Origin of the sequence: Peteryoungia wuzhouensis (assembly GCF_003205195.1) — a bacterium.
GTDB lineage: Bacteria > Pseudomonadota > Alphaproteobacteria > Rhizobiales > Rhizobiaceae > Allorhizobium > Allorhizobium wuzhouense.
Genome location: NZ_QJRY01000007.1, coordinates 66,667 through 88,361, shown reverse-complemented (window position 1 = coordinate 88,361; position 21,695 = coordinate 66,667). Strand labels below are relative to the sequence as shown.

Sequence of the window (21,695 nt, the reverse complement as noted above, 5' to 3'; positions counted from 1 at the left end):
AGGATGTCAGCATGAATCTCGACGCACCGAATTTCTCCCGTTTTCGCAACGACGATCTGGAGCTTGCCTATTTTGACGATGGCGATCCCACGGGCGAACCCGTTTTGCTGATCCATGGGTTCGCCTCGTCGGCAAGCGTCAACTGGGTCTATCCGGGCTGGTTGCGGACATTGGGTGATGCCGGCTACCGCGTCATTGCCATCGACAATCGCGGTCACGGCGCGAGTGACAAGCCGCATGATCCGGAGGTCTACCATCCAAGCTCAATGGCCGGAGATGCGGCAGCCCTTCTTAATCATCTCGGCCTGCCCGACGCCCATGTCATGGGATATTCCATGGGCGCGCGCATCTCGGCATTCCTGGCGGTCGAACACCCCGATCGTGTTCGAACTCTGGTCTTCGGCGGTCTCGGCATCGGCATGTGCGACGGCGTGGGCGATTGGGATCCGATCGCCGATGCTCTGCTCGCGCCGTCTTTGGATGACGTGACGCATGAGCGCGGGCGGATGTTCAGAGCCTTTGCCGACCAGACTGGTTCTGATCGGCTGGCGCTCGCCGCCTGCATTCGCACCTCGCGGGACCTCGTGTCGCGACAGGACATCGCCAAGGTCGACATACCCACCCTGATCGGCGTCGGGACCAAGGACGATATTGCTGGCTCGGCGGCGGAACTCGCGGCCCTCATGCCCCATGCCGCCGCGCTCGATATTCCGAACCGCGACCACATGTTGGCCGTCGGCGACCGGGTGTTCAAGAAAGCGGTGCTGGAATTCTACGCCGCTCAGGCGCGGTAGGTGCAGTCACTGCGTCGGCGCATTCTTCAAGGCTTCCATCGTTTTCGGCCCCACGACACCATCTGCCGTCAGCCCGTGCTGGCGTTGAAATTCGATGACCGCCGCGCGTGTCGCCGGGCCGAAAATGCCATCCTCGTCAACGTCGAAGCCGCTTAGGATGTTGAGGCGCTGCTGTGTCCATTCGACTTCGGGTCCACGGTCGCCGATCGAGAACCTGTGAGCCTCTTGCGGCAGTTCCTGCGGTTCTCCGAATGCCCCATCCCGGTGCCAGGCGAGCAATTGCTGCCGACTGATCTCGAAATGCATGGAATCCTCCGTCTTGAAGGCGGCACCCCAGAAGAAATTGTGCCTGTTCATGATCGGATGCATGGCGATCAGGCCCTTTTGCGCTCTGTTGTCGCCGCGGGTGTCGAGTTTGCCTTCGAGGGTGAAATCGATGGCGCAGCCCCAAGAATGGTTGCTGATCGAAGATTTGCTTCCCCGAACATATCTGACGCACAGCATGCCGGCAGAGCCCAATACGGCGTAGATTTCCGGCATCTCGGTCCGTAGGTCGGTGAGGGCGGACCGCAATTGATCCACCGCAGGCTTGAGTCCTGTAACTTTAAAGGGACCGACGCTTTCGGTGACGATCAGCTTGCGGATCACCGGGTGGGTGACGGACTGGCAGGATTGGTCGTAGTTCCCGCGGGGATTCCCGAGAACGCGAAGCATGAGATTGTTGGTCAGGGGCAGAATGTCCCCGTTGAGCGTTTCCCTCTGCGTCAAAGGCTGCGTATCACTGATCCACGACATGATGGCACCTCCCTGTCTCTGGGAGAATGCTACGCCCTGAACGCGAACTGTAAACAAATCAACCGCAACCCATAGGTGTATTATTCACCTTTGAACACCGGGCGCCGGCGCTCGGCAAAGGCGGCGCGCCCTTCACGATAGTCTGCGCTGTCGAAGGTCTGGGCGCCAAGGATCTCCGCTTCGCGCAACATGTCTTCATCCGCGAGTTCGACTGCCCTCAGCGCAAGCTTCGAGGCCCGAAGGGAGAGGGGCGCATTCTGGGAAATGGCTTCGGCCAGGGCCAGAGACTGTCGTTCGAGTGCATCCGGAGACGTCACTTCGCTCAGAAAACCGCAGGCGAAAAGTTCCTGCGCCGTGAGACTTCCTCCGGTAAACAGCGCCCGCCGAGCCATCTGGCTTCCAAGGCCGCGAACGAAATCCTGGACGGCGTCGGCGGGATAGGCGAGGCCGAGCCGAGCAGCAGGGACGGCAAACAGCGCTTCCTCGGATGCGATCCTCAGATCGGCGGCCGCAGCAAGTCCGAACCCGCCACCGTAACAAATGCCGCGCACGGCCGCGATGACAGGGATTGGGGCCTCGCGGATCGCCGCGAAGGCGCGGCTGTTGGACGCTTCGTAGACTCGCGCCGTCGCAGCATCCTTGCGTAATTCGGTAAATTCCGAAATGTCTGCGCCCGCGCTGAAATCCCTGCTGCCGGCGCCGGACAGCACGATCACCCGCGCCGCAGCGTCAGCATGCAGCCAGTGGAGCGCTTCCGGGATGGCCCGCCACATTGCTGCGGTCACCGCATTCTTTCGCATTGGATTGACGATCTGCAACAGGCCAATGCCGTCTCCACTGGTCGCCTCGATCTGACCATTCGCGAATGCCTTGGAACGTTTCATGCGGGTCCCCATTTGAGTTCGGAAAGGGTTCGGATATATAATGCCATTCAAGCATGAACGAGGAGACCGGCAATGGTCGCACACAACGACGTTCTCAAGAACGAAATTGTCACGTCGATGGACCCGATCTGGGACAGTCTGCGCCAGGAGGCGCGTCTGGCTGCGGAACGAGACCCCATGCTGGCTGCATTTTTCCATGCGACGGTCCTGAGCCATCGTTCACTCGAGGATTGCGTCATCTATCGCATCTGCGAGCGGCTCGACCACTCCGACCTGCCGGCCATCGTGCTGCGCCAGGCTTTCGAGTCCATGATGGCCGATTGGTCGGAATGGACGGCGATCCTTCGCGTCGATATCCAGGCTGTCTATGACCGTGACCCTGCCTGCACCCGTTTCATGGAGCCGGTCCTCTATTTCAAGGGTTTCCACGCGATTCAGACCCATCGGCTGGCGCACTGGCTGTGGAACAACGGCCGCCGCGATTTTGCTCTCTACCTCCAGAGCCGTTCCTCGAACATATTCCAGACGGACATCAATCCCGCAGCGCGCATCGGCAAGGGGATCTTCCTCGATCATGCCACGGGGCTGGTGGTGGGCGAGACCGCCCGCATCGGTGACAATGTTTCGATCCTGCATGGCGTGACGCTGGGCGGCACGGGCAAGGAGGGTGCCGATAGGCATCCGAAGATCGGCGACGGCGTTCTCATTGGGGCCGGGGCAAAGGTGCTTGGCAATATCGAAGTCGGCAGCTGCTCGCGCATTGCTGCCGGCTCGGTGGTGCTCAAGCCGGTGCCACGCTGCACGACCGTCGCTGGTGTGCCTGCGCGGGTCGTCGGAGAGGCCGGCTGCGCGGAACCGGCGCGCTCGATGGACCAGATGATCGTTTCAGTCGACTGATCGCGCCCGGTCGCAAATTCCGATTTGATATGTCTGGCGGGCCGGTCAATCCTTCCTTTGCGTCTTTACAGCGGCGGAAAAGCCGTGGCACAAGCGGCGCAATTCAAAAACATCCGATGGAGATCCAGTGTGAAGCCTGATGAGATCAAGAAGCTCGACGCCTATTTCAAGCGGACATTGAACCCCTCGATGGCCGTCAAGGCCCGCCCGCGTAAGGATGACTCGGCCGAAGTCTACGTTGGGGAAGAGTTTCTGGGCGTCGTCTTCCGGGACGAAGAGGACGGCGAACTGTCCTACAATTTTTCGATGGCCATCCTCGACGTCGATCTTTGATCGCGATTGAAGCCAAAGGTTGAGACCGCGACGGAATCTCGTTGTGCCGTCAACATCATAGGGTCGCCTGTTGCTGGGCGGCCCTTTTTTTAAACGGAAATGCAACCCCTGGTAATTGTGCATCGCACAATTTCCCTTGACGGATTTTGTGCGGCTGCTATCTTATTCTTCACTGATATGAGGCGTAGAGGAGTGAGATCACATGTTCAATATTGATGAAGCCAGCAAGAAGAGCAAAGAAGCCATGGACGCGATGATGAAGAACTATTCGGAGATCACGAAGGGTTTCCAGTCGATCGCGACCGAGGCGACCGACTACTCGAAGAAGTCCTTCCAGGACATGGCCTCCTATGTCGAAGCGCTGACCTCGGTGAAGAGTGCCGAAGCCGCCTTTGAACTGCAGTCGTCTTATCTCAAGTCCTCCTACGAGAGCTTCGTTGCCGAAGCGACCAAGATCGGCGAAATGTATGCCGAACTCGCCAAGACGCTGTACAAGCCCTATGAAGCGCCGTTCAGCCGTGCGCTGACGCCGGTCGCCACGGCAGCCTGATCCAAGCTTGCGTGTACCATGCGAGACCGGCCGCGCCCTGCGCGGCCGGTCTTGTCATTTTTGCTTGCTGGTATAACCTGTTGGTTCGAATTTCCTTGGTTTTCCGCCCCGTGGGACAAATCGTCGTCACGGTCGTTCGGGGGGCTTAAAATCACCGAATTATGAACTACCTTACTGTGCTGAGTGTTCGTCCGTACCGATGCGTAACGGCTAACCGGCCGGACAACGGAGAATGAACTGAAATGATCGCCAAGCCGGTCTTCATGCAGAGCCAGCGTGACGGGGACAGTGCCAACAAGGGCACTTCGGTCATCACGCGCACCAAGCCGAAGACGAAGAAGCCTGATTTGTATCGCGTACTGCTTCTGAACGACGACTACACCCCGATGGAATTCGTGATCCATATCCTGGAGCGCTTTTTTCAAAAGGACAGGGAAGCTGCCACTCGCATCATGCTGCATGTTCACAATCATGGCGTGGGTGAGTGTGGAGTCTTCACCTACGAAGTCGCCGAAACAAAAGTCTCACAGGTGATGGATTTCGCCAGGCAGCATGAACATCCGCTTCAATGCGTCATGGAAAAGAAGTGAGGATCAGACGTGCCAACATTTTCCCCCAGCCTCGAAAAAGCGCTGCACCAGGCCCTGACCTACGCCAATGAGCGCCACCACGAATATGCGACGCTCGAACATCTGCTGTTGGCCCTGATCGACGACGCCGATGCGGCAGCCGTCATGGGCGCCTGCAACGTCAATCTCGACACGCTGCGCAAGACGGTTCTGGACTTCGTCGACAACGATCTGGCCAATCTGATCACGGGTTATGACGAGGATTCCAAGCCGACGTCGAGCTTCCAGCGCGTCATCCAGCGGGCGGTCATCCATGTACAATCCTCCGGTCGCGAGGAAGTGACCGGCGCCAACGTGCTTGTCGCCATCTTCGCCGAACGCGAGAGCAATGCCGCTTTCTTCCTGCAGGAGCAGGAGATGACGCGCTATGATGCGGTCAACTACATTTCCCATGGTATCGGCAAGCGCCCCGGTGCTTCGCAGGTTCGCCCGGCACGCGGCGCCGAGGATGGTGAACCCGAAGGCGCCAAGGCTTCCGGCCGCGAACCGGAGGAGGGCGCTTCCAAGGGCAAGCAGGAGGCACTCAAGGCCTATTGCGTCAACCTGAACGAAAAGGCCAAGACCGGCCGTATCGATCCGCTGATCGGCCGCCACGACGAGGTCAACCGCACCATCCAGGTCCTGTGCCGCCGTTCGAAGAACAACCCGCTCTATGTCGGCGATCCCGGCGTCGGCAAGACGGCGATCGCCGAGGGCCTCGCCAAGCGCATCGTGGAAGGCAAGGTGCCGGAAGCGCTGGCCGATGCCACGATCTTCTCGCTCGACATGGGCACCCTGCTTGCCGGCACGCGTTATCGCGGTGACTTCGAGGAGCGCTTGAAGCAGGTCGTCAAGGAACTGGAAGACTATCCTGGAGCGGTTCTCTTCATCGACGAGATCCACACGGTGATCGGCGCCGGTGCCACTTCGGGCGGCGCCATGGATGCGTCGAACCTGTTGAAACCAGCGCTCTCCTCGGGCGCGATCCGTTGCATCGGCTCGACCACCTACAAGGAATACCGCCAGTTCTTCGAGAAGGATCGGGCGCTCGTCCGTCGCTTTCAGAAGATCGACGTCAACGAGCCGTCGATCGATGATGCGATCGAGATCATGAAGGGGCTCAAGCCCTATTTCGAAGACTATCACAAGCTGCGTTACACCAACGAGGCGATCAAGTCGGCTGTCGAACTGTCAGCCCGCTACATCTCCGACCGCAAGCTGCCGGACAAGGCGATCGACGTCATCGACGAGACGGGTGCGGCCCAGATGCTGTTGCCGGCATCGAAGCGCCGCAAGCTGATCACCGAGAAGGAGATCGAGGTCACCATCGCGACGATGGCCCGGATCCCGCCGAAGACCGTATCCAAGGACGACGAGATGGTGCTCGCCAACCTGGAGAAGGAATTGCGCTCGGTCGTCTACGGCCAGGACAAGGCGATCGAGGCGCTCTCGACTGCCATCAAGCTCGCCCGTGCAGGTCTGCGCGAGCCGAACAAGCCGATCGGCTCCTACGTCTTCTCCGGCCCGACCGGCGTCGGCAAGACGGAAGTGGCAAAGCAGCTCGCGGCGTCGCTCGGCGTCGAGATGTTGCGCTTCGACATGTCGGAATACATGGAACGGCATACGGTATCGCGTCTGCTCGGTGCACCTCCCGGCTATGTCGGCTTCGACCAGGGCGGCCTCTTGACCGATGGTGTCGACCAGCACCCGCATTGCGTGGTCCTGCTCGACGAAATCGAGAAGGCCCATCCGGATATCTACAATATCCTGCTGCAGGTCATGGACCATGGGTCGCTGACGGATCACAACGGTAAGAAGATCGACTTCCGCAATGTCATCCTGATCATGACGACCAATGCGGGCGCGTCGGAAATGGCAAAATCGGCCATCGGCTTTGGCTCGTCGAAGCGGACCGGTGAAGATGAAGAGGCACTCAACCGCCTGTTCACCCCCGAATTCCGCAACCGTCTCGACGCGACGATCCCGTTTGCCCCGCTGCCGACCGACGTCATCCACCAGGTCGTGCAGAAGTTCGTCATGCAGCTTGAGGCGCAGCTCTCGGAACGCAACGTCACCTTCGACCTGTCGGAACCGGCGATCGCCTGGCTGGCGACAAAGGGTTACGACGAGAAGATGGGCGCGCGCCCGTTGTCGCGCGTGATCCAGGAATACATCAAGAAGCCGCTCGCCAACGAGATCCTGTTCGGCAAGCTCAAGAAGGGTGGCGTCGTTAAGGTCGGCATCAAGACGGACGAGGCAGGCGACGAGGTTCTTGACCTCGAATGCCTGTCCGAAGTGGCACCGGTCAAGCCGAAGCCCGAGGCCGAAGTGGCGACGGCCAAGCTCGCCAAGGCCAAGCGCAAGCCGTCCCCCAAAGCGGCCGTGGTGGAGGATGACGGAGAGGTTGCTGTGATCGATGCAGCGCCGACGCCATCCAAGCGCAGCGCGGTGCCGAAGGTACCCAAGAAGAAGTAAGGCGCTTCATCTGAATGAATACGGTGCCGGGCCAACGCCCGGCACTGTCGTTTCTCGCTCTGGAATTTCTGATGATACCTGCCGAACGTGACGTGTCCCAAAGCCGCTGGTTCCTCGCCGGAATGCGCGGCCTGTTCAGCCTGCCAGCGATGATCCTGATGATTTCCTTTGTCGGATTCGCCGCCTTTGCGCTCCAGTCGGGTGTCACGAGGGCAGAGGCCATGTTCATGACGGCGACTGTCTGGGCACTCCCGGCGAAGATGATCCTGATCGGCACGATGACCAGCGGCGCCAATCTTCTGGCGATCTTTCTGGCCGTGACGCTCTCCTCGATCCGGCTGATGCCGATGGTGGCCTCGCTGGTGCCGGAACTGCGCACCAGCCGTACGCAGACCTGGTTGCTGCTTCTGCTCTCGCATTTTGTCGCGATTACCGCCTGGGTGTTTGCCATGGGCAGTATCAAGGATGTTCCGCGCGAGGGACGCACCGCCTATTTTGCCGGCTTCGGCATCACGCTCGTGGTTGTCAACACGCTCCTTGTCGGCCTCTGTTATGGTCTGGTCGCAAGTTTTCCGCCTGTCGTTGCCGGTTTGCTTTTCTTCCTCACCCCATCCTATTTCATTGCGTCAATCTGGGCGACCGGTCGGCAGTCGGTGGTGAAGGTCGCCTTCGTCATCGGCGCTCTTGCCGGCCCACTGCTGGCTGTCGTCATGCCGGGCTTTGATATTCTCGTAGCCGGTCTCGGTGGCGGCACGCTGGCCTATCTCGTCGACCGCTTCGTCATTCGGGCCGGCAAGGGTTCCACGACCGCTGAGCCAGGAACGGTGGTGCAGGCCGAGGAGGTTGTCTGATGGTGGACTACTGGCCCTTTATCGTGATCCTCGTCGCCGGCTGGCTGGCCACGGACCTCTGGCGATGGCTGGGCGTCGTTGCCGGCAATCGGTTGCAGGAGGGATCCGAGGCGCTTCATTGGGTGAGGGCGGTGGCAACGGCTCTCGTGATGGCCGTCACGGCAAAGCTCGTCGTCTTCCCGACCGGCGTACTGGAAGCCTCGCCGCTCTGGCTGAGACTTGCTGCGGCAAGCCTCGGTTTTGCAGCTTTCCTGGTCGCCGGGCAGCGGGTGCTTGTGGGCGTCGTTGTTCCTCTGGCGATCCTTGGTGCCGGCCTGCTCTGGCTTTGATTTTGTCGCGCAATCACAGCTTGGTGTTGGGGCTGGAAATGCCACAATTGCCGCCCCAGATCGATTTCGTCGAACGATCAAAGGCAATGGTAATGGCGAAGGTAATGCGTTTCCGCAGGCTGAAACATGGGCCACCGCAGAAATTCAAGGTTCTCCCGGACGATCTGGGCCGCAGCCATGGCGGAGCATGGTTCGGAACTGGTCCCGGCATGCTTGGTGCCATCGCCCTTGTTGCCGCAAGCGCGGCGGTGCTGCTGATCGTCGGCGGCCTTCTCGCCTGACCGGGCAACCGCTCGGTCAGGATGTATCGTGACAAAAAGGCTCGTTACAGCGCGGCCTTGATCTTCTCGGCGTTTGCCTTCAACACTTCGATGCTCTCCATCCCGCCCGTATGCGGCTTCAGCGGTATCCCGTCATGGCGCGGGATCACGTGGAAATGCAGGTGGAACACGGTCTGACCGGCCGCCGCCTCGTTGAACTGTGCGACATGGACCCCGTCAGACTCAAAGGCTTCCTGCGCCGCATTGGCAAGCCTCTGCACGACCGGCAGCAGTTTCGAAAGCACCACCGGATCCGCATCCAGCAGATTGCGCGAACCCTTTTTCGGAATCACCAGCAGGTGCCCCGGTGCCTGCGGCATGACGTCCATGAAAGCCAGCGTATCCTCGTCCTCGTAGAGCTTCACCGACGGGATGTCACCGGACAGGATCTTGGCGAAGATGTTGTTGGGATCATAGGCGGTCATGGGTCTCTCCTCGATTCGTTCCGCCACTTAACGGCAGCAGGGTCAATGCATCAAGCGGGCGTAAACCCATCAGCCGTCGAATTCCTCACCCTCGCGCGGTGGCCGTTCCCCTTTGCGAAAGGGCGTGTGCTCGCCGAGATAATCGCTCATCTGGGCAATCTCGCGCCGCTCGTGTTCGAGATAGTCGGCGACCGCGCGGCGAAGCCCGGGATGGGCAATGTAGTGGGCCGAATGTGTGGTGACGGGCTCATAGCCCCGTGCAAGCTTATGTTCGCCCTGGGCGCCCGCCTCGACGCGGGAAAGGCCCTTCGACAGGGCGAAATCAATCGCCTGGTGATAGCAGACTTCGAAATGCAGGAAGGGGTGATCCTCGATGCAGCCCCAATGGCGGCCATAGAGCGCCTCTGATCCGATGAAATTGATCGCGCCCGCGACATAACGGCCGTTGCGCTTGGCCATGACCAGCAGCACATCGTCGGCCATGCGTTCACCGATCAGCGAATAGAATTGGCGGGTGAGGTAGGGCCGGCCCCATTTGCGGCTGCCGGTGTCGATATAGAAGCGGAAGAACTGGTCCCAGATGTCTTCGGTCAGATCGCTGCCGGTCAGCCAGTCGATGGTGATGCCGTTTTCAAGCGCTGCCCGCCGCTCCTTTCGCAGGTTCTTTCGCTTTGAGGAGGACAGTTCCGCGAGGAAGGCTTCATGGTCGGCATAACCTCGATTGATGAAGTGGAACTGCTGGTCGGTGCGGTGGAGAAAATTGGCATCCGTTAGGGAAGGCAACTCACCTAACGGAAGGAATGTGACGTGCGCCGATGAGGCGCCGATCTTCTGCGTCACCTGGGCCAGGGCCAAGGCCAGGAGGCCGGAGACTCGCTCCACATCTTCGCCACGCTTGACTAGCAGCCGCGGCCCGGTGGCAGGTGTGAACGGCACGGATGCCTGGAGCTTGGGATAATAGTGGCCGCCGGCCCGCTGATAGGCGTCGGCCCAACCGTGGTCGAAGACATATTCGCCCTGGCTGTGGTTCTTCAAATAACAAGGGACGGCCCCGATCAGCCGTCCGCCTTCCTCCAGCAGCAGGTGATGGCCCATCCAGCCGGTTTGCGCGACAGCCGAGCCGGATTCGTCCATGGCCGAGAGAAATGCATGCGAGACGAAGGGATTGTAGCCGGGTCCGGCACGCGGGGTGCCGGACAGCGTGGCCCAGTCGGCCGGATCGATCTCCTGAAAGGAGCCTGCAATGCGGACAGTCACCTCGTCTGCCATGAATCTCCCTGTCAGTGTCAGTGTCAGGCGACGGCCGGCGCCACGCGCGGGTCGAAGCCTTCAAACGTCATCTGGTCAGCATAGGTATAGGTCTGTGCCCGCATGATTTCATCCCTGACGGTCCAGGTAATCACGGGTGTGCCCTTTTCACGCAGGCCGGTGACGAACGGGTTCGGCAGATGGACGACGCAATAGGAAGTGAAGTCGAGCCCGAGCGCCATGGCTTCCTCATGGGCTGCCAGCACGTCCGGCTTGACGCCCTCGGCCGTAAGCCCGACCGGGTAGGGGCAGTCGACGTGTTTGAGGGCACGCAGGAGGTGATAGTCGAAGCTCATCAGCGCGACCTTGCCCTCGTAGCCTTCCAGCACTTCCAGCACGCTCTCGACAAAGCCGTCATCCTGCTCGGCATCGATACCCTTGAGCTCGATCACCAGTGGTACCTGTCCCTTGACGAGGTCGAGCATCTGGCGGAGCGTTGGGATCTTGTCCTTCGTGCCGCCGATCGACAACATCTTCAACTCACCCGCCGTCCGCTCGCGAACTTCGCCGGTAAGCCCGCATAGACGCTGCAGATCGTGGTCGTGGAACACCATCGGCACGCTGTCCGATGACAGCTGGATATCGCATTCGATCGCGAACCCCGCCTCGATGGCCCGCGAGAACGCCGAGAGCGTGTTTTCGAACACGGTCTTGTTCATGTCGTGATAGCCGCGATGGGCGACCGGTCGGTCCTTGATCCAGTCGACACCGCTCACAGCGCGATCTCCAGGATCGCATCGATCTCGACGGCGGCGTTCAGCGGCAGCGAGGCCATGCCAACGGCGGCCCGCGCATGCTTGCCGGCTTCGCCGAGAACATTGGCGATCAGGTTCGAGGCGCCGTTGATGACGAGGTGCTGCTCGACAAAGCCCGGTGCGGAAGCGACGAAGCCGTTCAGCTTGATGACGCGGGTGATCCGCGACAGGTCGCCGCCGAGCGCGCTCTTGGCTTGGGCAAGGATGTTGATGGCGCAGAGTTCAGCCGCCCGCTGGGCGTCTGCGAGAGCGACCTCCGACCCGACGAGGCCGAGAACCGCCACTTTTCCGCCTTCAATCGGCAATTGGCCGGAGAGGTAGAGCAGGTTTCCGCTGATCACGAAGGGGACGTAATTGGCAGCAGGGGCGGCGGCTGCGGGGAGGGTAATCCCCAGCGCTGCAAGGCGGCTGTCGATGGTGTCGGACATGGCGAAATCCCGGTCTGTTGAAAATAAAGTGAGAAACCTCTGGCGACGAAAAGCATGTCTCGCTTTTGCCGGATGTGTTCTTATAACATCGACGACGAGTCCAACAGGAGGTTGTCGATGTTTCCTTTGCGTATGGCGTTCGCCGCCACATTGACCCTCGCCGCCGGCATGGCTGCCGGGCAGGCTTCGGCGGCGACGATCGGTCTTGTGCCGCATCGTGCCGTCTACGACATTTTCTTGAAGGAAGCCTCAGACCGTTCCGGGATCGAAGGCGTGCGCGGGCGCATGGTCTACGAATTTTCGGGATCGCCCTGCAAAGGCTTCAACACCCAGTTCCGTTTTGTCACCCGCATTGATGTCGGCGACGGCGTGCGCGTCACGGACCAGCGCTCGACCACCTTTGAGGATGTGAGCGCCGGCAAGTTCCGGTTCGACAACAAGTCCTTCACCGACGACCAGCTGGACAAGGATGTGAGCGGGGCCGCAGCCGAGGCCGGCGACAAGGTGACCATCGAGCTGACCGGTCCCAATCAGCGCGCGCTGGAACTGGCGGGCAGCCGTTTTCCGGCCGAACACATGCTGGAAGTGATCGCTCGGGCCCGCAAGGGTGAACGGGTCTTCGAATCCCGCATCTTCGACGGCTCGGAGGATGGAGACCAGACCTTCCTCACCACCACGGTCGTCGGCGCAGCGAAGAAATCGACAGACACCGATCCGGAAGCCAAGGCGGCTGCTCCGCTCGGCACAAGCGACTACTGGCCGGTCTCGATCGCCTATTTCGACGAGAAGTCGAAGGGTGACCAGCTGCCGATCTATAGCCAGTCCTTCAAGCTCTACGAGAACGGGGTCACCCGCGACCTGACTTTGGACTATGGCGACTTCGTCCTGGCGGGCAAGCTGACCAAGCTCGAAGTGCTCGGCCCCCCGAACGGCGATTGCAAGTGAGCAAATCGCGGCTTCTTTCCCGAACTTGCCCGCAAAGGCTTGATTTTATGCCGTGAGCCCTGTATGGGCCGCATCATTCCACACGCGAAGCTTGGGAAGTTCAGGGAGAAATCCTGAGTTTTCCGCCCGGTGGCTTCCCCGCAAGGGGAGCTGTTTGCTTCGCGGGGGTTAAACCGGAAAAGGAGACAAAGGCATGGCATTGCCTGATTTCAGCATGCGTCAGCTTCTCGAAGCTGGCGTCCACTTCGGTCACCAGACTCACCGCTGGAACCCGAAGATGAAGCCGTACATCTTCGGCGATCGTAACAACATCCACATCATCGACCTGGCCCAGACCGTTCCGCTTCTGTCGCGCGCCCTTCAGGTCGTGTCCGACACGGTTGCTCGTGGCGGTCGCGTTCTGTTCGTCGGCACCAAGCGTCAGGCTTCGGAAATCATCGCCGACAGCGCCAAGCGTTCGGCCCAGTACTACGTCAACTCCCGTTGGCTCGGCGGCATGATGACCAACTGGAAGACCATCTCGAACTCGATCGCTCGCCTGCGCAAGCTCGACGAGATCCTCTCTTCGGAAGCCTCCGGCTATTCGAAGAAGGAGCGTCTGAACCTTGAGCGCGAGCGCGAAAAGCTCGACAAGGCTCTCGGTGGTATCCGCGACATGGGCGGCGTTCCCGACCTGATGTTCATCATCGACACCAACAAGGAAAAGATTGCGATCGACGAAGCCAAGCGCCTCGGCATCCCGGTTGTTGCTGTCATCGACTCGAACTGCGATCCGGACCTCATCGACTATCCGATCCCGGGTAACGACGACGCTTCGCGCGCCATCTCGCTGTATTGCGACCTGATCTCGCGCGCTGCCATCGACGGCATCGCTCGCCAGCAGGGCTCTTCCGGTCGTGACATCGGCGCCTCCGCCGAAGCTCCGATCGAGCCGGCTCTCGAGACTGAAGCCGAAGCTTGATGCTTCGAATGCGGTGGAGTTGATCCGCCGCACCCCGTCAAGGGATACGGCCGCCCGGACGCTCATTGGAGCCTCGGGCGGCCTCGCAATTCCGGTGACCTGTCACAGATACGGTCCTGAATGCGTTCAAGGTTTTCGTGGTGACCTGCTTCATCACGTTGTCACACTTCCGGGTACATTTCGTCCCCCAAACAGCATGCTCCGCGATCCTGATCGTCTGGTGCATCGCTTGAACAGACAAGAGGCACACAATGGCTGAAATCACTGCAGCACTGGTTAAGGAACTGCGCGAGAAGTCCGGCGCAGGCATGATGGATTGCAAGAAGGCTCTCATCGAGAACGACGGCGACGTCGAAGCCGCCATCGACTGGCTGCGCGCCAAGGGTATCGCCAAGGCTGACAAGAAGTCGGGCCGTACCGCAGCCGAAGGCCTGATCGGCATCAACGGCAACGGTACCTCGGCTGTTGTTGTCGAAGTCAACTCCGAAACCGACTTCGTTGCCCGTAACGATGCCTTCCAGGACCTCGTCCGCGGTGTGGCTTCTGTTGCCATCGGCACCGACGGTTCCGTCGAATCGATCGGCGCTGCCACCTATCCGGCCAGCGGCAAGACCGTCACCGACACCATCAAGGATGCGATTGCCCATATCGGCGAGAACATGACGCTGCGCCGCGCCGTCAAGCTCTCGGTCGAAGACGGTGTTGTCGCGACCTACGTCCACAATGCTGCTTCTGAAGGCCTCGGAAAGCTCGGCGTGCTCGTCGCCCTGAAGTCGACCGGCAACAAGGACGTTCTGTCCGCCATCGGCCGCCAGGTTGCCATGCACATCGCAGCCACCAACCCGCTCGCCATCCGTTCGGAAGAAGTCGATGCCGCGGTCGCCGAGCGCGAGCGCAACGTCTTCATCGAACAGTCGCGCGCCTCGGGCAAGCCGGACGCGATCATCGAAAAGATGGTCGAAGGCCGCATGCGCAAGTTCTTCGAAGAAGTCGCTCTTCTCTCGCAGGCTTTCGTCATCAACCCGGACCTGACCGTCGGCGACGCCATCAAGGCTGCCGAAAAGGATGCCGGCGCGCCGATCGAAATCACCGGCATGGCACGTCTGTTGCTCGGCGAAGGTATCGAGAAGGAAGAAAGCGACTTCGCAGCAGAAGTTGCTGCTGTCGCCAAAGGCTGATCTGGCCACTCCTTTCGAGGGAAAACATCGGGCATCGCGTGACAACGCGATGCCCTTCGTGTATCCGGCACTGAATTGATTTCGGGAGCACACATGACCGCCAAGCCATTGTTCACACGCGTTCTCCTCAAGGCTTCCGGTGAGGCCCTCATGGGAAGCCAGGGCTTCGGGATCGATGTCGCTGTGGCCGATCGGATCGCCGGCGATATCGCGGAAGCGCGGCGCATGGGCGTCGAGGTTGGCGTCGTCGTCGGGGGGGGGAACATCTTCCGGGGCGTTGCCGTGGCCTCCAAGGGCGGCGATCGCGTCACCGGCGACCACATGGGCATGCTGGCGACTGTTATCAACGCGCTCGCGCTCGCGACCTCGCTGCGCAAGCTGGATATCGATACGGTCGTCCTGTCGGCAATTGCCATGCCGGAAATCTGCGAGAGCTTCTCGCAGCGCGCTGCATTGCACCATCTGGCGCAGGGCAGGGTGGTGATCTTTGCCGGCGGCACCGGCAACCCGTTCTTCACCACCGATTCCGCCGCAGCACTCCGTGCCGCCGAAATCGGTGCGCAGGCCATCTTCAAGGGCACGCAGGTCGACGGCATCTACTCGGCGGACCCGAAGAAGGATCCTCATGCCACCCGTTTCGAGCGTCTGACGCATGATGAAGTCCTGCAGAAGGGACTTGCCGTCATGGACGTGGCAGCTGTGGCGCTTGCGCGCGAAAACCACATTCCGATCATCGTCTTCTCGATCCACGAGAAGGGCGGTTTCGGCGAAATCCTGTCCGGCGCTGGTCGCATGACCATCGTCACCGACAACTGATCCAACAACCATGGGCGCCCTCTGCTAGGGCCGCCGGCTGAACGAGCAATGGGAGAACCAGGATGACCGCAGGGGTTGATCTCAACGACATCAAGCGCCGCATGGACGGCGCGATCAATGCATTCAAGAACGACATCGCCTCGCTGCGCACGGGGCGCGCCTCGGCCAACATTCTCGACCCGGTGACGGTTGATGCCTACGGCTCGCGTGTACCGTTGAACCAGGTCGCCAACGTGACGGTTCCTGAGCCGCGCATGCTGGGTGTATCGATCTGGGACAAGTCGATGGTGAACGCCGTCGATCGCGCCATTCGCGAAGCCAATCTCGGCCTCAATCCGATCATGGACGGTCAGAACCTGCGCATTCCTTTGCCGGAACTGAACGAAGAGCGCCGCAAGTCGCTCGTCAAGGTCGCGCATGATTATGCGGAAAAGGCAAAGGTCGCGATTCGCCATGTTCGCCGCGACGGCATGGACGGCCTCAAAAAGGGCGAAAAGGACGGCTCCATCAGCCAGGATGATAGCCGTTCCCTGTCGGATAAGGTTCAAAAGATGACGGACGACACGATTGTCGACGTCGATCGCTTGCTCGCCGACAAGGAAAAGGAAATCATGCAGGTTTAAACGAGAGTCGTTCGTTTAAACCATTTCCCTTGCCGCCCGGACCGGAGCCCATGTCGAGAGCACCACAGCGCATCGTACCGCAGCATGTTGCGATTATCATGGACGGCAACGGTCGTTGGGCGAATGCACGGGGCTTGCCGAGGACGTTCGGCCATCGCAAGGGCGTGGAAACGGTCCGTGATACGGTCAAGGCTGCGCGCGAAGCGGGCGTAGCCTTCCTCACGCTGTTTGCCTTCTCCTCGGAAAATTGGCGTCGCCCGGAAGCCGAGGTCAACGAACTCTTCGGCCTGCTGAAAGCGTTCATTCGCCGCGATCTGGCGGATCTGCACAAGGCGGCCGTCCGGATTCGCATCATCGGAGACCGGGTCAATTTGCGCGAGGACATTCGCGCTCTGCTGCTCGAAGCCGAGGAGCGAACGGCCGACAATACGGGCATGACCCTCGTCATCGCCTTCAATTACGGCGCACGTGACGAGATTGCGCGCGCTGCTGCCCGTCTCGCCCGCGAAGTGCAGGCCGGTCGCCTCGATCCGTGCCAGATCGATGCACAGAAGATCAATGACAGCCTCGACACGGCCGGGATCCCTGATCCCGACCTGGTCATCCGAACAAGCGGCGAGGAGCGCCTCTCGAATTTCCTGTTGTGGCAGTCGGCTTATGCCGAACTGATGTTCGTGCCGGATTTCTGGCCCGACTTCACGCCGGCCGTCTTTGATGCCGTGCTGGAGCGGTTTGCCGCCCGGGACCGCCGCTTTGGCGGACTGTCCTCGAAGGTCGTGGCGGTCGGCTCATGACACTCTCAATCTCGCGCGAGCTTCAACTGCGCATCTATTCTGCCATCGTCATGGTCATCGTGGTGCTTGCCGCCACCTGGGCGGGCGGCATGGCGTTTCGTTTCCTCGCTGCCGGAATTGGCCTGCTGGTTTATTACGAGTGGTCCAAAATGACACGGCTCGCCGAGACGAGCCTGCGGTCGAATACGTTCGGCTGGTTCTCCATGGCGCTCGTCAGCCTCAACATGCTGTTCGGTTCGGCAGATTTCACCGTGCCGCTTTTTGCGGGGCTTGTGATTACGGCGGCAATTCCGGCTCTGCTGCGTCGGATGAGCTGGTGGCATCCGGGCGGCCTGTTTTACTCAGGCCTCAGCATGATTTCGCTCGCCGCCATCCGCGGCGACGATTCGCTCGGCCTCATCGCCATGCTCTTCGTCTTCGTTGTCGTCTGGGCGACGGATATCCTCGCCTACTTCGTCGGTCGCGCCATCGGCGGTCCGAAGCTTGCACCGCGCATCTCGCCCGGCAAGACGTGGTCAGGCGCCATGGGTGGCACGCTGGCTGGGGTGGTTGGCGGCTATCTTGTCGTTATGGCCCATTTTCAGGATGTCTGTCTGTGGACCGTTGCGGTGGCGCTTGCGCTGTCGATCGCGAGCCAGATCGGCGACCTTTTCGAATCCTTCATCAAGCGCCGTTTCGGGGTCAAGGATTCGAGCAATCTCATTCCCGGCCACGGTGGCGTGATGGACCGGGTCGATGGCCTTGTATTTGCCTGTTTTGCCGCATTCTTCCTGGCGATAGGTTTTTCTGCGGGCGCAAGCCAGTCCGTGGTATCCATGGGCGCCTTTCTCTTCGGTCTCTGATCGGGTAAGGGGCCAGGCGAAGAGGGATTGGCCTCAGCCACGGCGACAATCTGATAGGGATGACGGATCACATGAGTGCAGTCCTCGGCTTTCTCGGCGGGTATATTCTCCCCTACATCCTCATTCTCTCCCTGCTCGTCTTCATCCACGAGATGGGCCACTATCTTGCTGGCAGATTGTCAGGCATTCGGGTTCTGGCTTTCTCCGTCGGCTTCGGTCCTGAACTCGTTGGCTTCACCGATCGTCATGGAACCCGTTGGAAGATTTCGGCAATTCCGCTGGGCGGTTATGTGCGGTTCTTTGGCGATGCCGACGCGGCAAGCATGCCTGACGGGAAAGCCATCGAAGACCTGAGCGATGCGGAAAAGGCGCAGACGCTGAACGGCGCAAAGCTGTGGAAGCGTGCGATCACCGTGGCGTCCGGCCCGATTGCCAACTTCGTGCTTGCGATCGTCATTTTCGCGGTGATGTTCGGCACCATGGGCAAGCCTGTCTCGGATCCTGTCGTAGCGGATCTGAAGCAGGGCAGCGCCGCAGAAACGGCCGGCATCGAACGTGGTGACGTGCTGGTCGCGCTGGATGGCCATGCCATCGAGACCTTCGATGATGTCGTTCGCTATATCACCATGCGTCCGGAAGTGCCCGTGACCGTGACCGTGCGCCGCGCAGGGCAGGAGATCGATTTCCCCATCGTCCCCAAGCGCGCCGTAACGACCGACCGTTTTGGCAATTCGATGGAAGTCGGCCAGATCGGGATTATCACCGATCAGAAAGCCGGCAATTTCCGCATCGTTGAGCTGTCGCCGCTGCAGGCGGTTTGGGAAGGTGTTCGCCAGACCGGGCACATTGTCACCGGTACCTTCGACTATATCGGCAACATGATCGCCGGCCGGATGAACGCAGACCAACTGGGCGGTCCGGTCCGTGTCGTGCAGGCCTCGGGCGAAATGGCCACCCTCGGCGTTATCGCTCTGTTAAATCTGGCAGCGGTTCTTTCCGTTTCGCTGGGGCTTTTGAATTTGATGCCAGTTCCGGTCCTTGACGGCGGCCATCTCGTTCTCTACGCGATTGAAGCAGTGCGCGGGAGGCCGATGGGTCAGGGGGCGCAGGAGGTTGCTTTCCGTATCGGTCTGGCAATGATCCTCTCCCTGATGGTGTTTGCCACCTGGAACGACATCAGCCGGTTGATAGGCTGAGGTCGATCTTGCAAGCTGTGGAAGGATTTGTTTACGATGTTTCAAATTGATAGTGGCGATTGGGCCACGGATTCAAATGAAGTAAACAGAAATTAACGCGCAGTCTTGCTTGTAGGGTAAAACCCGCTAAAACCACACACGGGCCGGAGTCGGGGTTAGGACTGCGGGACAATGGAAGAAGGTAAAGTACACACATGAAGGCTGGTTCAAGATTTTTGAACGCAGTGTCGGCGGTCGCGCTGTCTGCTGGTATCGTGTCTACGGGCGCAAGTGTTGCCGTGATTGCTTCGGCTGCTGCAGCCCAGGCTGCTGTCATCCAGCGGGTCGACGTGCGTGGCGCTCAGCGTGTGGGGGCGGAAGCTGTCCGCTCGAACCTCTCCATTCAGCCTGGCAAAACCTTCTCGAATGCCGATATCGACGAATCCGTGAAGCGTCTTTACGCGACCGGCTTCTTCTCGGATGTTCAGATCTCCGTATCCGGCGGCACGCTGGTTGTGACGGTCGCCGAAAACCAGCTGGTCAACCAGGTGGTGTTCAACGGCAACCGCAAGATCAAGGACGACAAGCTCGCCGGCATCGTGCAGACGCAGCCGCAGGGTCCGTACAGTGACAGCCTGATCAGCGCCGATATCCAGCGCATCAAGGAAGCCTATACCGCGATCGGCCGTAGCGATGTTGAAGTGACGACGCAGGTCGTTCCGGTGGCTGAAGGTCGTGTAAACCTCGCCTTCGTGATCAACGAGGGTGAGCGCACCAAGATCAGCTCCATCAATTTCAGCGGCAACAATGCCTATTCCGACGGTCGTCTCGCATCCGTGCTGCAGACGAAGGAGTCAGGCCTTCTGTCGTTCCTGACCCGCAAGGATGTCTACAACGAAGACAAGTTGCGCGCCGACGAGGAAGCGCTTCGTCAGTTCTATTATAACCACGGTTATGCCGACTTCCGCGTGATCTCCTCTGAGGCTGTGCTGAACGAGGCTGGCAACGAATATACGATCAACATCACGGTGGATGAAGGTCAGCGCTACAAGTTCGGCGCGGTCACCGTGGAATCGACGGTTGATGGTGTCGATGCGGCTCAGCTCCAGGGCCTTCTCGAGACTCATGAGGGCAGCACCTACAGCGCCCGCGACGTTCAGAAGTCGATGGAAGCCATTTCCCGCCGCGTGTCGTCGGCCGGTTACCCGTTTGCGCGCGTCGTTCCGCGTGGCGACCGCAACTTCGAAAACAACACCATCGGCGTGACCTATCTCGTCGACCAGGGTGAGCGCGCCTATGTCGAGCGCATCGAAGTTCGTGGCAACACCCGGACCCGCGACTACGTCATTCGCCGCGAATTCGATATTTCCGAAGGCGATGCCTTCAACCAGGAAACCATCTCGCGCGCCAAGCGCCGCCTCGAAGCACTCGGCTTTTTCTCGGCGGTCAACATCTCGACCCAGCCTGGTAGTTCGCCGGACCGCGTCGTGGTTGTTGTTGATGTGCAGGACCAGCCGACCGGTTCGTTCGGTATCGGTGCTGGCTACTCCGTCGATAACGGTGGCGTCGTTCTGGAGGCCTCGGTTGAAGAAAAGAACTTCCTCGGACGTGGTCAGTTCATCCGCGTTGCCGCTGGTGGTGGTTTCGACGACACCCAGACGTACAACTTCTCCTTCACCGAGCCTTATTTCCTCGGCTACCGCCTTGCCGCCGGCTTCGACGTCTTCAAGAGCTCGACCAGCAGCAATTCGCAGTACGACTACGAAGAGCAGGGTGCGACGGTTCGTGTGACCGCTCCGATCACCGAAGATCTGGCGACGACCCTCCGCTATACCTACAAGCAGATCGACTACATCAACGACGGTGCCTTCGGTGCAAACGGCGTTGCAGGCGGCGGCGACGACACGATCGCAGCACCGTATATCGATGCCATCACAGGCAGCACTTGGACGCAGTCGATCATTGGTCATTCGATCGTGTACAACACGGTTGACGATCGCCAGAACCCGCATGAAGGCATCTATGCCAGCTTCACGCATGAATATGCGGGTCTCGGCGGCGATTCCGACTTCTACAAGGCTTATGCCCGTGCGCGCCTCTTCTACACGCTGTCGGATGAGTTCGATGTCGTCGGCTCGCTTGCTGGTTCGGCCGGTCACGTCGTTGCCCTCGGCGACAACCTGAACGTCTTCGATCAGTTCAAGATCGGCGGCAAGGAAATCCGTGGCTTTGCCAACAGCGGTATCGGTCCGCGTATGGGCGGCGATTCCATTGGCGGTACCACTTACTTCACCGCTTCGGCCGAAGCGACGTTCCCGCTGCCTGCCGTTCCGCAGGATCTCGGCTTCCGTGGCGCGATCTTCGCCGATGCTGGTACCCTGTTCGGCAGCAAGCTGAAGAACGATGCGGGTGCTGACGGTACCGATATGGCGATCCGTGCGTCGGTTGGCGCCGGCATTCAGTGGAACTCGCCGTTTGGTGCGCTTCGCTTCGACTATGCTGTTCCGGTCGCCAAGGAAGACTACGACGATACGCAGGAATTCCGGTTCAGCATGGCGAACCAGTTCTAAGGCGAGCGGTCCAGAACTGCTGACAGGTTGACGTTCTGG

At 60.3% G+C, this 21,695-nt stretch carries 24 protein-coding genes; 18 read left to right on the top strand and 6 right to left on the bottom strand.

Annotated elements, in window-relative coordinates:
• The first annotated feature begins 11 nt into the window (after positions 1–11).
• Positions 12–794, top strand: coding sequence for an alpha/beta fold hydrolase (locus DMY87_RS17960; RefSeq protein ID WP_110793032.1), 783 nt, complete (start codon positions 12–14; stop codon positions 792–794).
• Positions 795–800: 6 nt separating this feature from the next.
• On the opposite strand, the gene DMY87_RS24425 is transcribed toward DMY87_RS17960, so the two are convergent.
• Together DMY87_RS24425 and DMY87_RS17950 are read right to left on the bottom strand one after the other, a co-directional pair.
• Positions 801–1,589, bottom strand: a complete 789-nt coding sequence (locus DMY87_RS24425) for a peptidoglycan-binding protein (protein ID WP_110793031.1) — start codon at positions 1,587–1,589, stop codon at positions 801–803.
• An 80-nt stretch (positions 1,590–1,669) separates the two neighbouring features.
• Positions 1,670–2,473, bottom strand: coding sequence for an enoyl-CoA hydratase-related protein (locus DMY87_RS17950; protein WP_110793273.1), 804 nt, complete (start codon positions 2,471–2,473; stop codon positions 1,670–1,672).
• 72 nt (positions 2,474–2,545) lie between these two features.
• On the opposite strand from DMY87_RS17950, the gene cysE reads away from it, so the two are divergent.
• The 8 genes from cysE (at position 2,546) to DMY87_RS17910 (ending at position 8,797) form a co-directional block, all read left to right on the top strand.
• The gene (cysE, locus tag DMY87_RS17945; RefSeq protein ID WP_110793030.1) at positions 2,546–3,370 is read left to right on the top strand and encodes a serine O-acetyltransferase; all 825 of its coding nucleotides are present in this window, start codon (positions 2,546–2,548) and stop codon (positions 3,368–3,370) included.
• A 129-nt stretch (positions 3,371–3,499) separates the two neighbouring features.
• Positions 3,500–3,703 carry a DUF3126 family protein gene (locus tag DMY87_RS17940; protein WP_110793029.1) on the top strand — a complete coding sequence of 68 codons (204 nt, stop codon included), beginning with the start codon at positions 3,500–3,502 and terminating at the stop codon, positions 3,701–3,703.
• 202 nt (positions 3,704–3,905) lie between these two features.
• Positions 3,906–4,253 carry a phasin family protein gene (locus DMY87_RS17935; protein WP_110793028.1) on the top strand — a complete coding sequence of 116 codons (348 nt, stop codon included), beginning with the start codon at positions 3,906–3,908 and terminating at the stop codon, positions 4,251–4,253.
• A gap of 242 nt (positions 4,254–4,495) precedes the next feature.
• Positions 4,496–4,843 (top strand): ATP-dependent Clp protease adapter ClpS, encoded by a 348-nt coding sequence (gene clpS / locus DMY87_RS17930; protein WP_110793027.1) that lies wholly within the window; start codon positions 4,496–4,498, stop codon positions 4,841–4,843.
• 9 nt (positions 4,844–4,852) lie between these two features.
• Positions 4,853–7,336: an ATP-dependent Clp protease ATP-binding subunit ClpA gene (gene clpA, locus DMY87_RS17925; RefSeq protein WP_110793026.1), complete on the top strand. Its 2,484-nt coding sequence runs from the start codon at positions 4,853–4,855 to the stop codon at positions 7,334–7,336.
• A 71-nt stretch (positions 7,337–7,407) separates the two neighbouring features.
• On the top strand, positions 7,408–8,187 hold the full coding sequence (locus tag DMY87_RS17920) for an AzlC family ABC transporter permease (RefSeq protein WP_165826322.1): 780 nt from the start codon (positions 7,408–7,410) through the stop codon (positions 8,185–8,187).
• Positions 8,187–8,516 carry an AzlD domain-containing protein gene (locus DMY87_RS17915; protein WP_110793025.1) on the top strand — a complete coding sequence of 110 codons (330 nt, stop codon included), beginning with the start codon at positions 8,187–8,189 and terminating at the stop codon, positions 8,514–8,516. Before DMY87_RS17920 ends, DMY87_RS17915 begins: the two co-directional genes overlap by 1 nt.
• 92 nt (positions 8,517–8,608) lie before the next feature.
• Positions 8,609–8,797, top strand: coding sequence for a hypothetical protein (locus DMY87_RS17910; RefSeq protein ID WP_133253030.1), 189 nt, complete (start codon positions 8,609–8,611; stop codon positions 8,795–8,797).
• A 44-nt stretch (positions 8,798–8,841) separates the two neighbouring features.
• Here the strand turns inward: DMY87_RS17910 and DMY87_RS17905 are convergent, their stop codons facing one another.
• The 4 genes from DMY87_RS17905 to DMY87_RS17890 all read right to left on the bottom strand — a co-directional run bounded on the left by DMY87_RS17905 (position 8,842) and on the right by DMY87_RS17890 (position 11,752).
• Entirely contained in the window at positions 8,842–9,261 is a 420-nt protein-coding gene (locus tag DMY87_RS17905; protein ID WP_110793023.1) for an HIT family protein, read from the bottom strand.
• Between the two features lie 69 nt (positions 9,262–9,330).
• Positions 9,331–10,530, bottom strand: a complete 1,200-nt coding sequence (locus tag DMY87_RS17900; protein ID WP_110793022.1) for a GNAT family N-acetyltransferase — start codon at positions 10,528–10,530, stop codon at positions 9,331–9,333.
• 23 nt (positions 10,531–10,553) lie between these two features.
• Positions 10,554–11,285, bottom strand: coding sequence for a glycerophosphodiester phosphodiesterase (locus tag DMY87_RS17895; protein WP_110793021.1), 732 nt, complete (start codon positions 11,283–11,285; stop codon positions 10,554–10,556).
• Positions 11,282–11,752: a RidA family protein gene (locus DMY87_RS17890; RefSeq protein WP_110793020.1), complete on the bottom strand. Its 471-nt coding sequence runs from the start codon at positions 11,750–11,752 to the stop codon at positions 11,282–11,284. Before DMY87_RS17890 ends, DMY87_RS17895 begins: the two co-directional genes overlap by 4 nt.
• 117 nt (positions 11,753–11,869) lie before the next feature.
• Between DMY87_RS17890 and DMY87_RS17885 the strand changes: the two genes are divergently transcribed.
• The 9 genes from DMY87_RS17885 (at position 11,870) to bamA (ending at position 21,656) form a co-directional block, all read left to right on the top strand.
• Complete coding sequence (locus DMY87_RS17885) at positions 11,870–12,697, top strand: cell envelope integrity EipB family protein (RefSeq protein WP_110793019.1); 828 nt, start codon at positions 11,870–11,872, stop codon at positions 12,695–12,697.
• A 193-nt stretch (positions 12,698–12,890) separates the two neighbouring features.
• Positions 12,891–13,658, top strand: coding sequence for a 30S ribosomal protein S2 (rpsB, locus tag DMY87_RS17880; RefSeq protein WP_110793018.1), 768 nt, complete (start codon positions 12,891–12,893; stop codon positions 13,656–13,658).
• Positions 13,659–13,909: 251 nt separating this feature from the next.
• Positions 13,910–14,836: a translation elongation factor Ts gene (tsf, locus tag DMY87_RS17875; RefSeq protein WP_110793017.1), complete on the top strand. Its 927-nt coding sequence runs from the start codon at positions 13,910–13,912 to the stop codon at positions 14,834–14,836.
• A 93-nt stretch (positions 14,837–14,929) separates the two neighbouring features.
• Entirely contained in the window at positions 14,930–15,652 is a 723-nt protein-coding gene (gene pyrH / locus DMY87_RS17870) for a UMP kinase (protein WP_110793016.1), read from the top strand.
• A 62-nt stretch (positions 15,653–15,714) separates the two neighbouring features.
• Complete coding sequence (gene frr, locus DMY87_RS17865; RefSeq protein WP_110793015.1) at positions 15,715–16,275, top strand: ribosome recycling factor; 561 nt, start codon at positions 15,715–15,717, stop codon at positions 16,273–16,275.
• 50 nt (positions 16,276–16,325) lie between these two features.
• Entirely contained in the window at positions 16,326–17,069 is a 744-nt protein-coding gene (locus tag DMY87_RS17860) for an isoprenyl transferase (protein ID WP_110793014.1), read from the top strand.
• 8 nt (positions 17,070–17,077) lie between these two features.
• On the top strand, positions 17,078–17,911 hold the full coding sequence (locus DMY87_RS17855) for a phosphatidate cytidylyltransferase (protein WP_110793271.1): 834 nt from the start codon (positions 17,078–17,080) through the stop codon (positions 17,909–17,911).
• 71 nt (positions 17,912–17,982) lie between these two features.
• Entirely contained in the window at positions 17,983–19,107 is a 1,125-nt protein-coding gene (rseP, locus tag DMY87_RS17850; RefSeq protein ID WP_165826320.1) for an RIP metalloprotease RseP, read from the top strand.
• A gap of 194 nt (positions 19,108–19,301) precedes the next feature.
• Positions 19,302–21,656, top strand: coding sequence for an outer membrane protein assembly factor BamA (gene bamA / locus DMY87_RS17845; RefSeq protein ID WP_110793012.1), 2,355 nt, complete (start codon positions 19,302–19,304; stop codon positions 21,654–21,656).
• The last annotated feature ends 39 nt before the right edge of the window (positions 21,657–21,695 follow it).

Coding starts and splice junctions, on each gene's coding strand:
- clpS (WP_110793027.1), top strand. CDS start 4,496: ATGATCGCCAAGCCGGTCTTCATGCAGAGCCAGCGTGACGGGGACAGT.
- frr (WP_110793015.1), top strand. CDS start 15,715: ATGACCGCAGGGGTTGATCTCAACGACATCAAGCGCCGCATGGACGGC.
- DMY87_RS17920 (WP_165826322.1), top strand. CDS start 7,408: ATGATACCTGCCGAACGTGACGTGTCCCAAAGCCGCTGGTTCCTCGCC.
- bamA (WP_110793012.1), top strand. CDS start 19,302: ATGAAGGCTGGTTCAAGATTTTTGAACGCAGTGTCGGCGGTCGCGCTG.
- DMY87_RS17960 (WP_110793032.1), top strand. CDS start 12: ATGAATCTCGACGCACCGAATTTCTCCCGTTTTCGCAACGACGATCTG.
- tsf (WP_110793017.1), top strand. CDS start 13,910: ATGGCTGAAATCACTGCAGCACTGGTTAAGGAACTGCGCGAGAAGTCC.
- DMY87_RS17885 (WP_110793019.1), top strand. CDS start 11,870: ATGTTTCCTTTGCGTATGGCGTTCGCCGCCACATTGACCCTCGCCGCC.
- rpsB (WP_110793018.1), top strand. CDS start 12,891: ATGGCATTGCCTGATTTCAGCATGCGTCAGCTTCTCGAAGCTGGCGTC.
- DMY87_RS17915 (WP_110793025.1), top strand. CDS start 8,187: ATGGTGGACTACTGGCCCTTTATCGTGATCCTCGTCGCCGGCTGGCTG.
- DMY87_RS24425 (WP_110793031.1), bottom strand. CDS start 1,589: ATGTCGTGGATCAGTGATACGCAGCCTTTGACGCAGAGGGAAACGCTC.
- DMY87_RS17950 (WP_110793273.1), bottom strand. CDS start 2,473: ATGAAACGTTCCAAGGCATTCGCGAATGGTCAGATCGAGGCGACCAGT.
- DMY87_RS17910 (WP_133253030.1), top strand. CDS start 8,609: ATGGCGAAGGTAATGCGTTTCCGCAGGCTGAAACATGGGCCACCGCAG.
- DMY87_RS17900 (WP_110793022.1), bottom strand. CDS start 10,530: ATGGCAGACGAGGTGACTGTCCGCATTGCAGGCTCCTTTCAGGAGATC.
- DMY87_RS17890 (WP_110793020.1), bottom strand. CDS start 11,752: ATGTCCGACACCATCGACAGCCGCCTTGCAGCGCTGGGGATTACCCTC.
- DMY87_RS17935 (WP_110793028.1), top strand. CDS start 3,906: ATGTTCAATATTGATGAAGCCAGCAAGAAGAGCAAAGAAGCCATGGAC.
- pyrH (WP_110793016.1), top strand. CDS start 14,930: ATGACCGCCAAGCCATTGTTCACACGCGTTCTCCTCAAGGCTTCCGGT.
- DMY87_RS17860 (WP_110793014.1), top strand. CDS start 16,326: ATGTCGAGAGCACCACAGCGCATCGTACCGCAGCATGTTGCGATTATC.
- DMY87_RS17905 (WP_110793023.1), bottom strand. CDS start 9,261: ATGACCGCCTATGATCCCAACAACATCTTCGCCAAGATCCTGTCCGGT.
- cysE (WP_110793030.1), top strand. CDS start 2,546: ATGGTCGCACACAACGACGTTCTCAAGAACGAAATTGTCACGTCGATG.
- rseP (WP_165826320.1), top strand. CDS start 17,983: ATGAGTGCAGTCCTCGGCTTTCTCGGCGGGTATATTCTCCCCTACATC.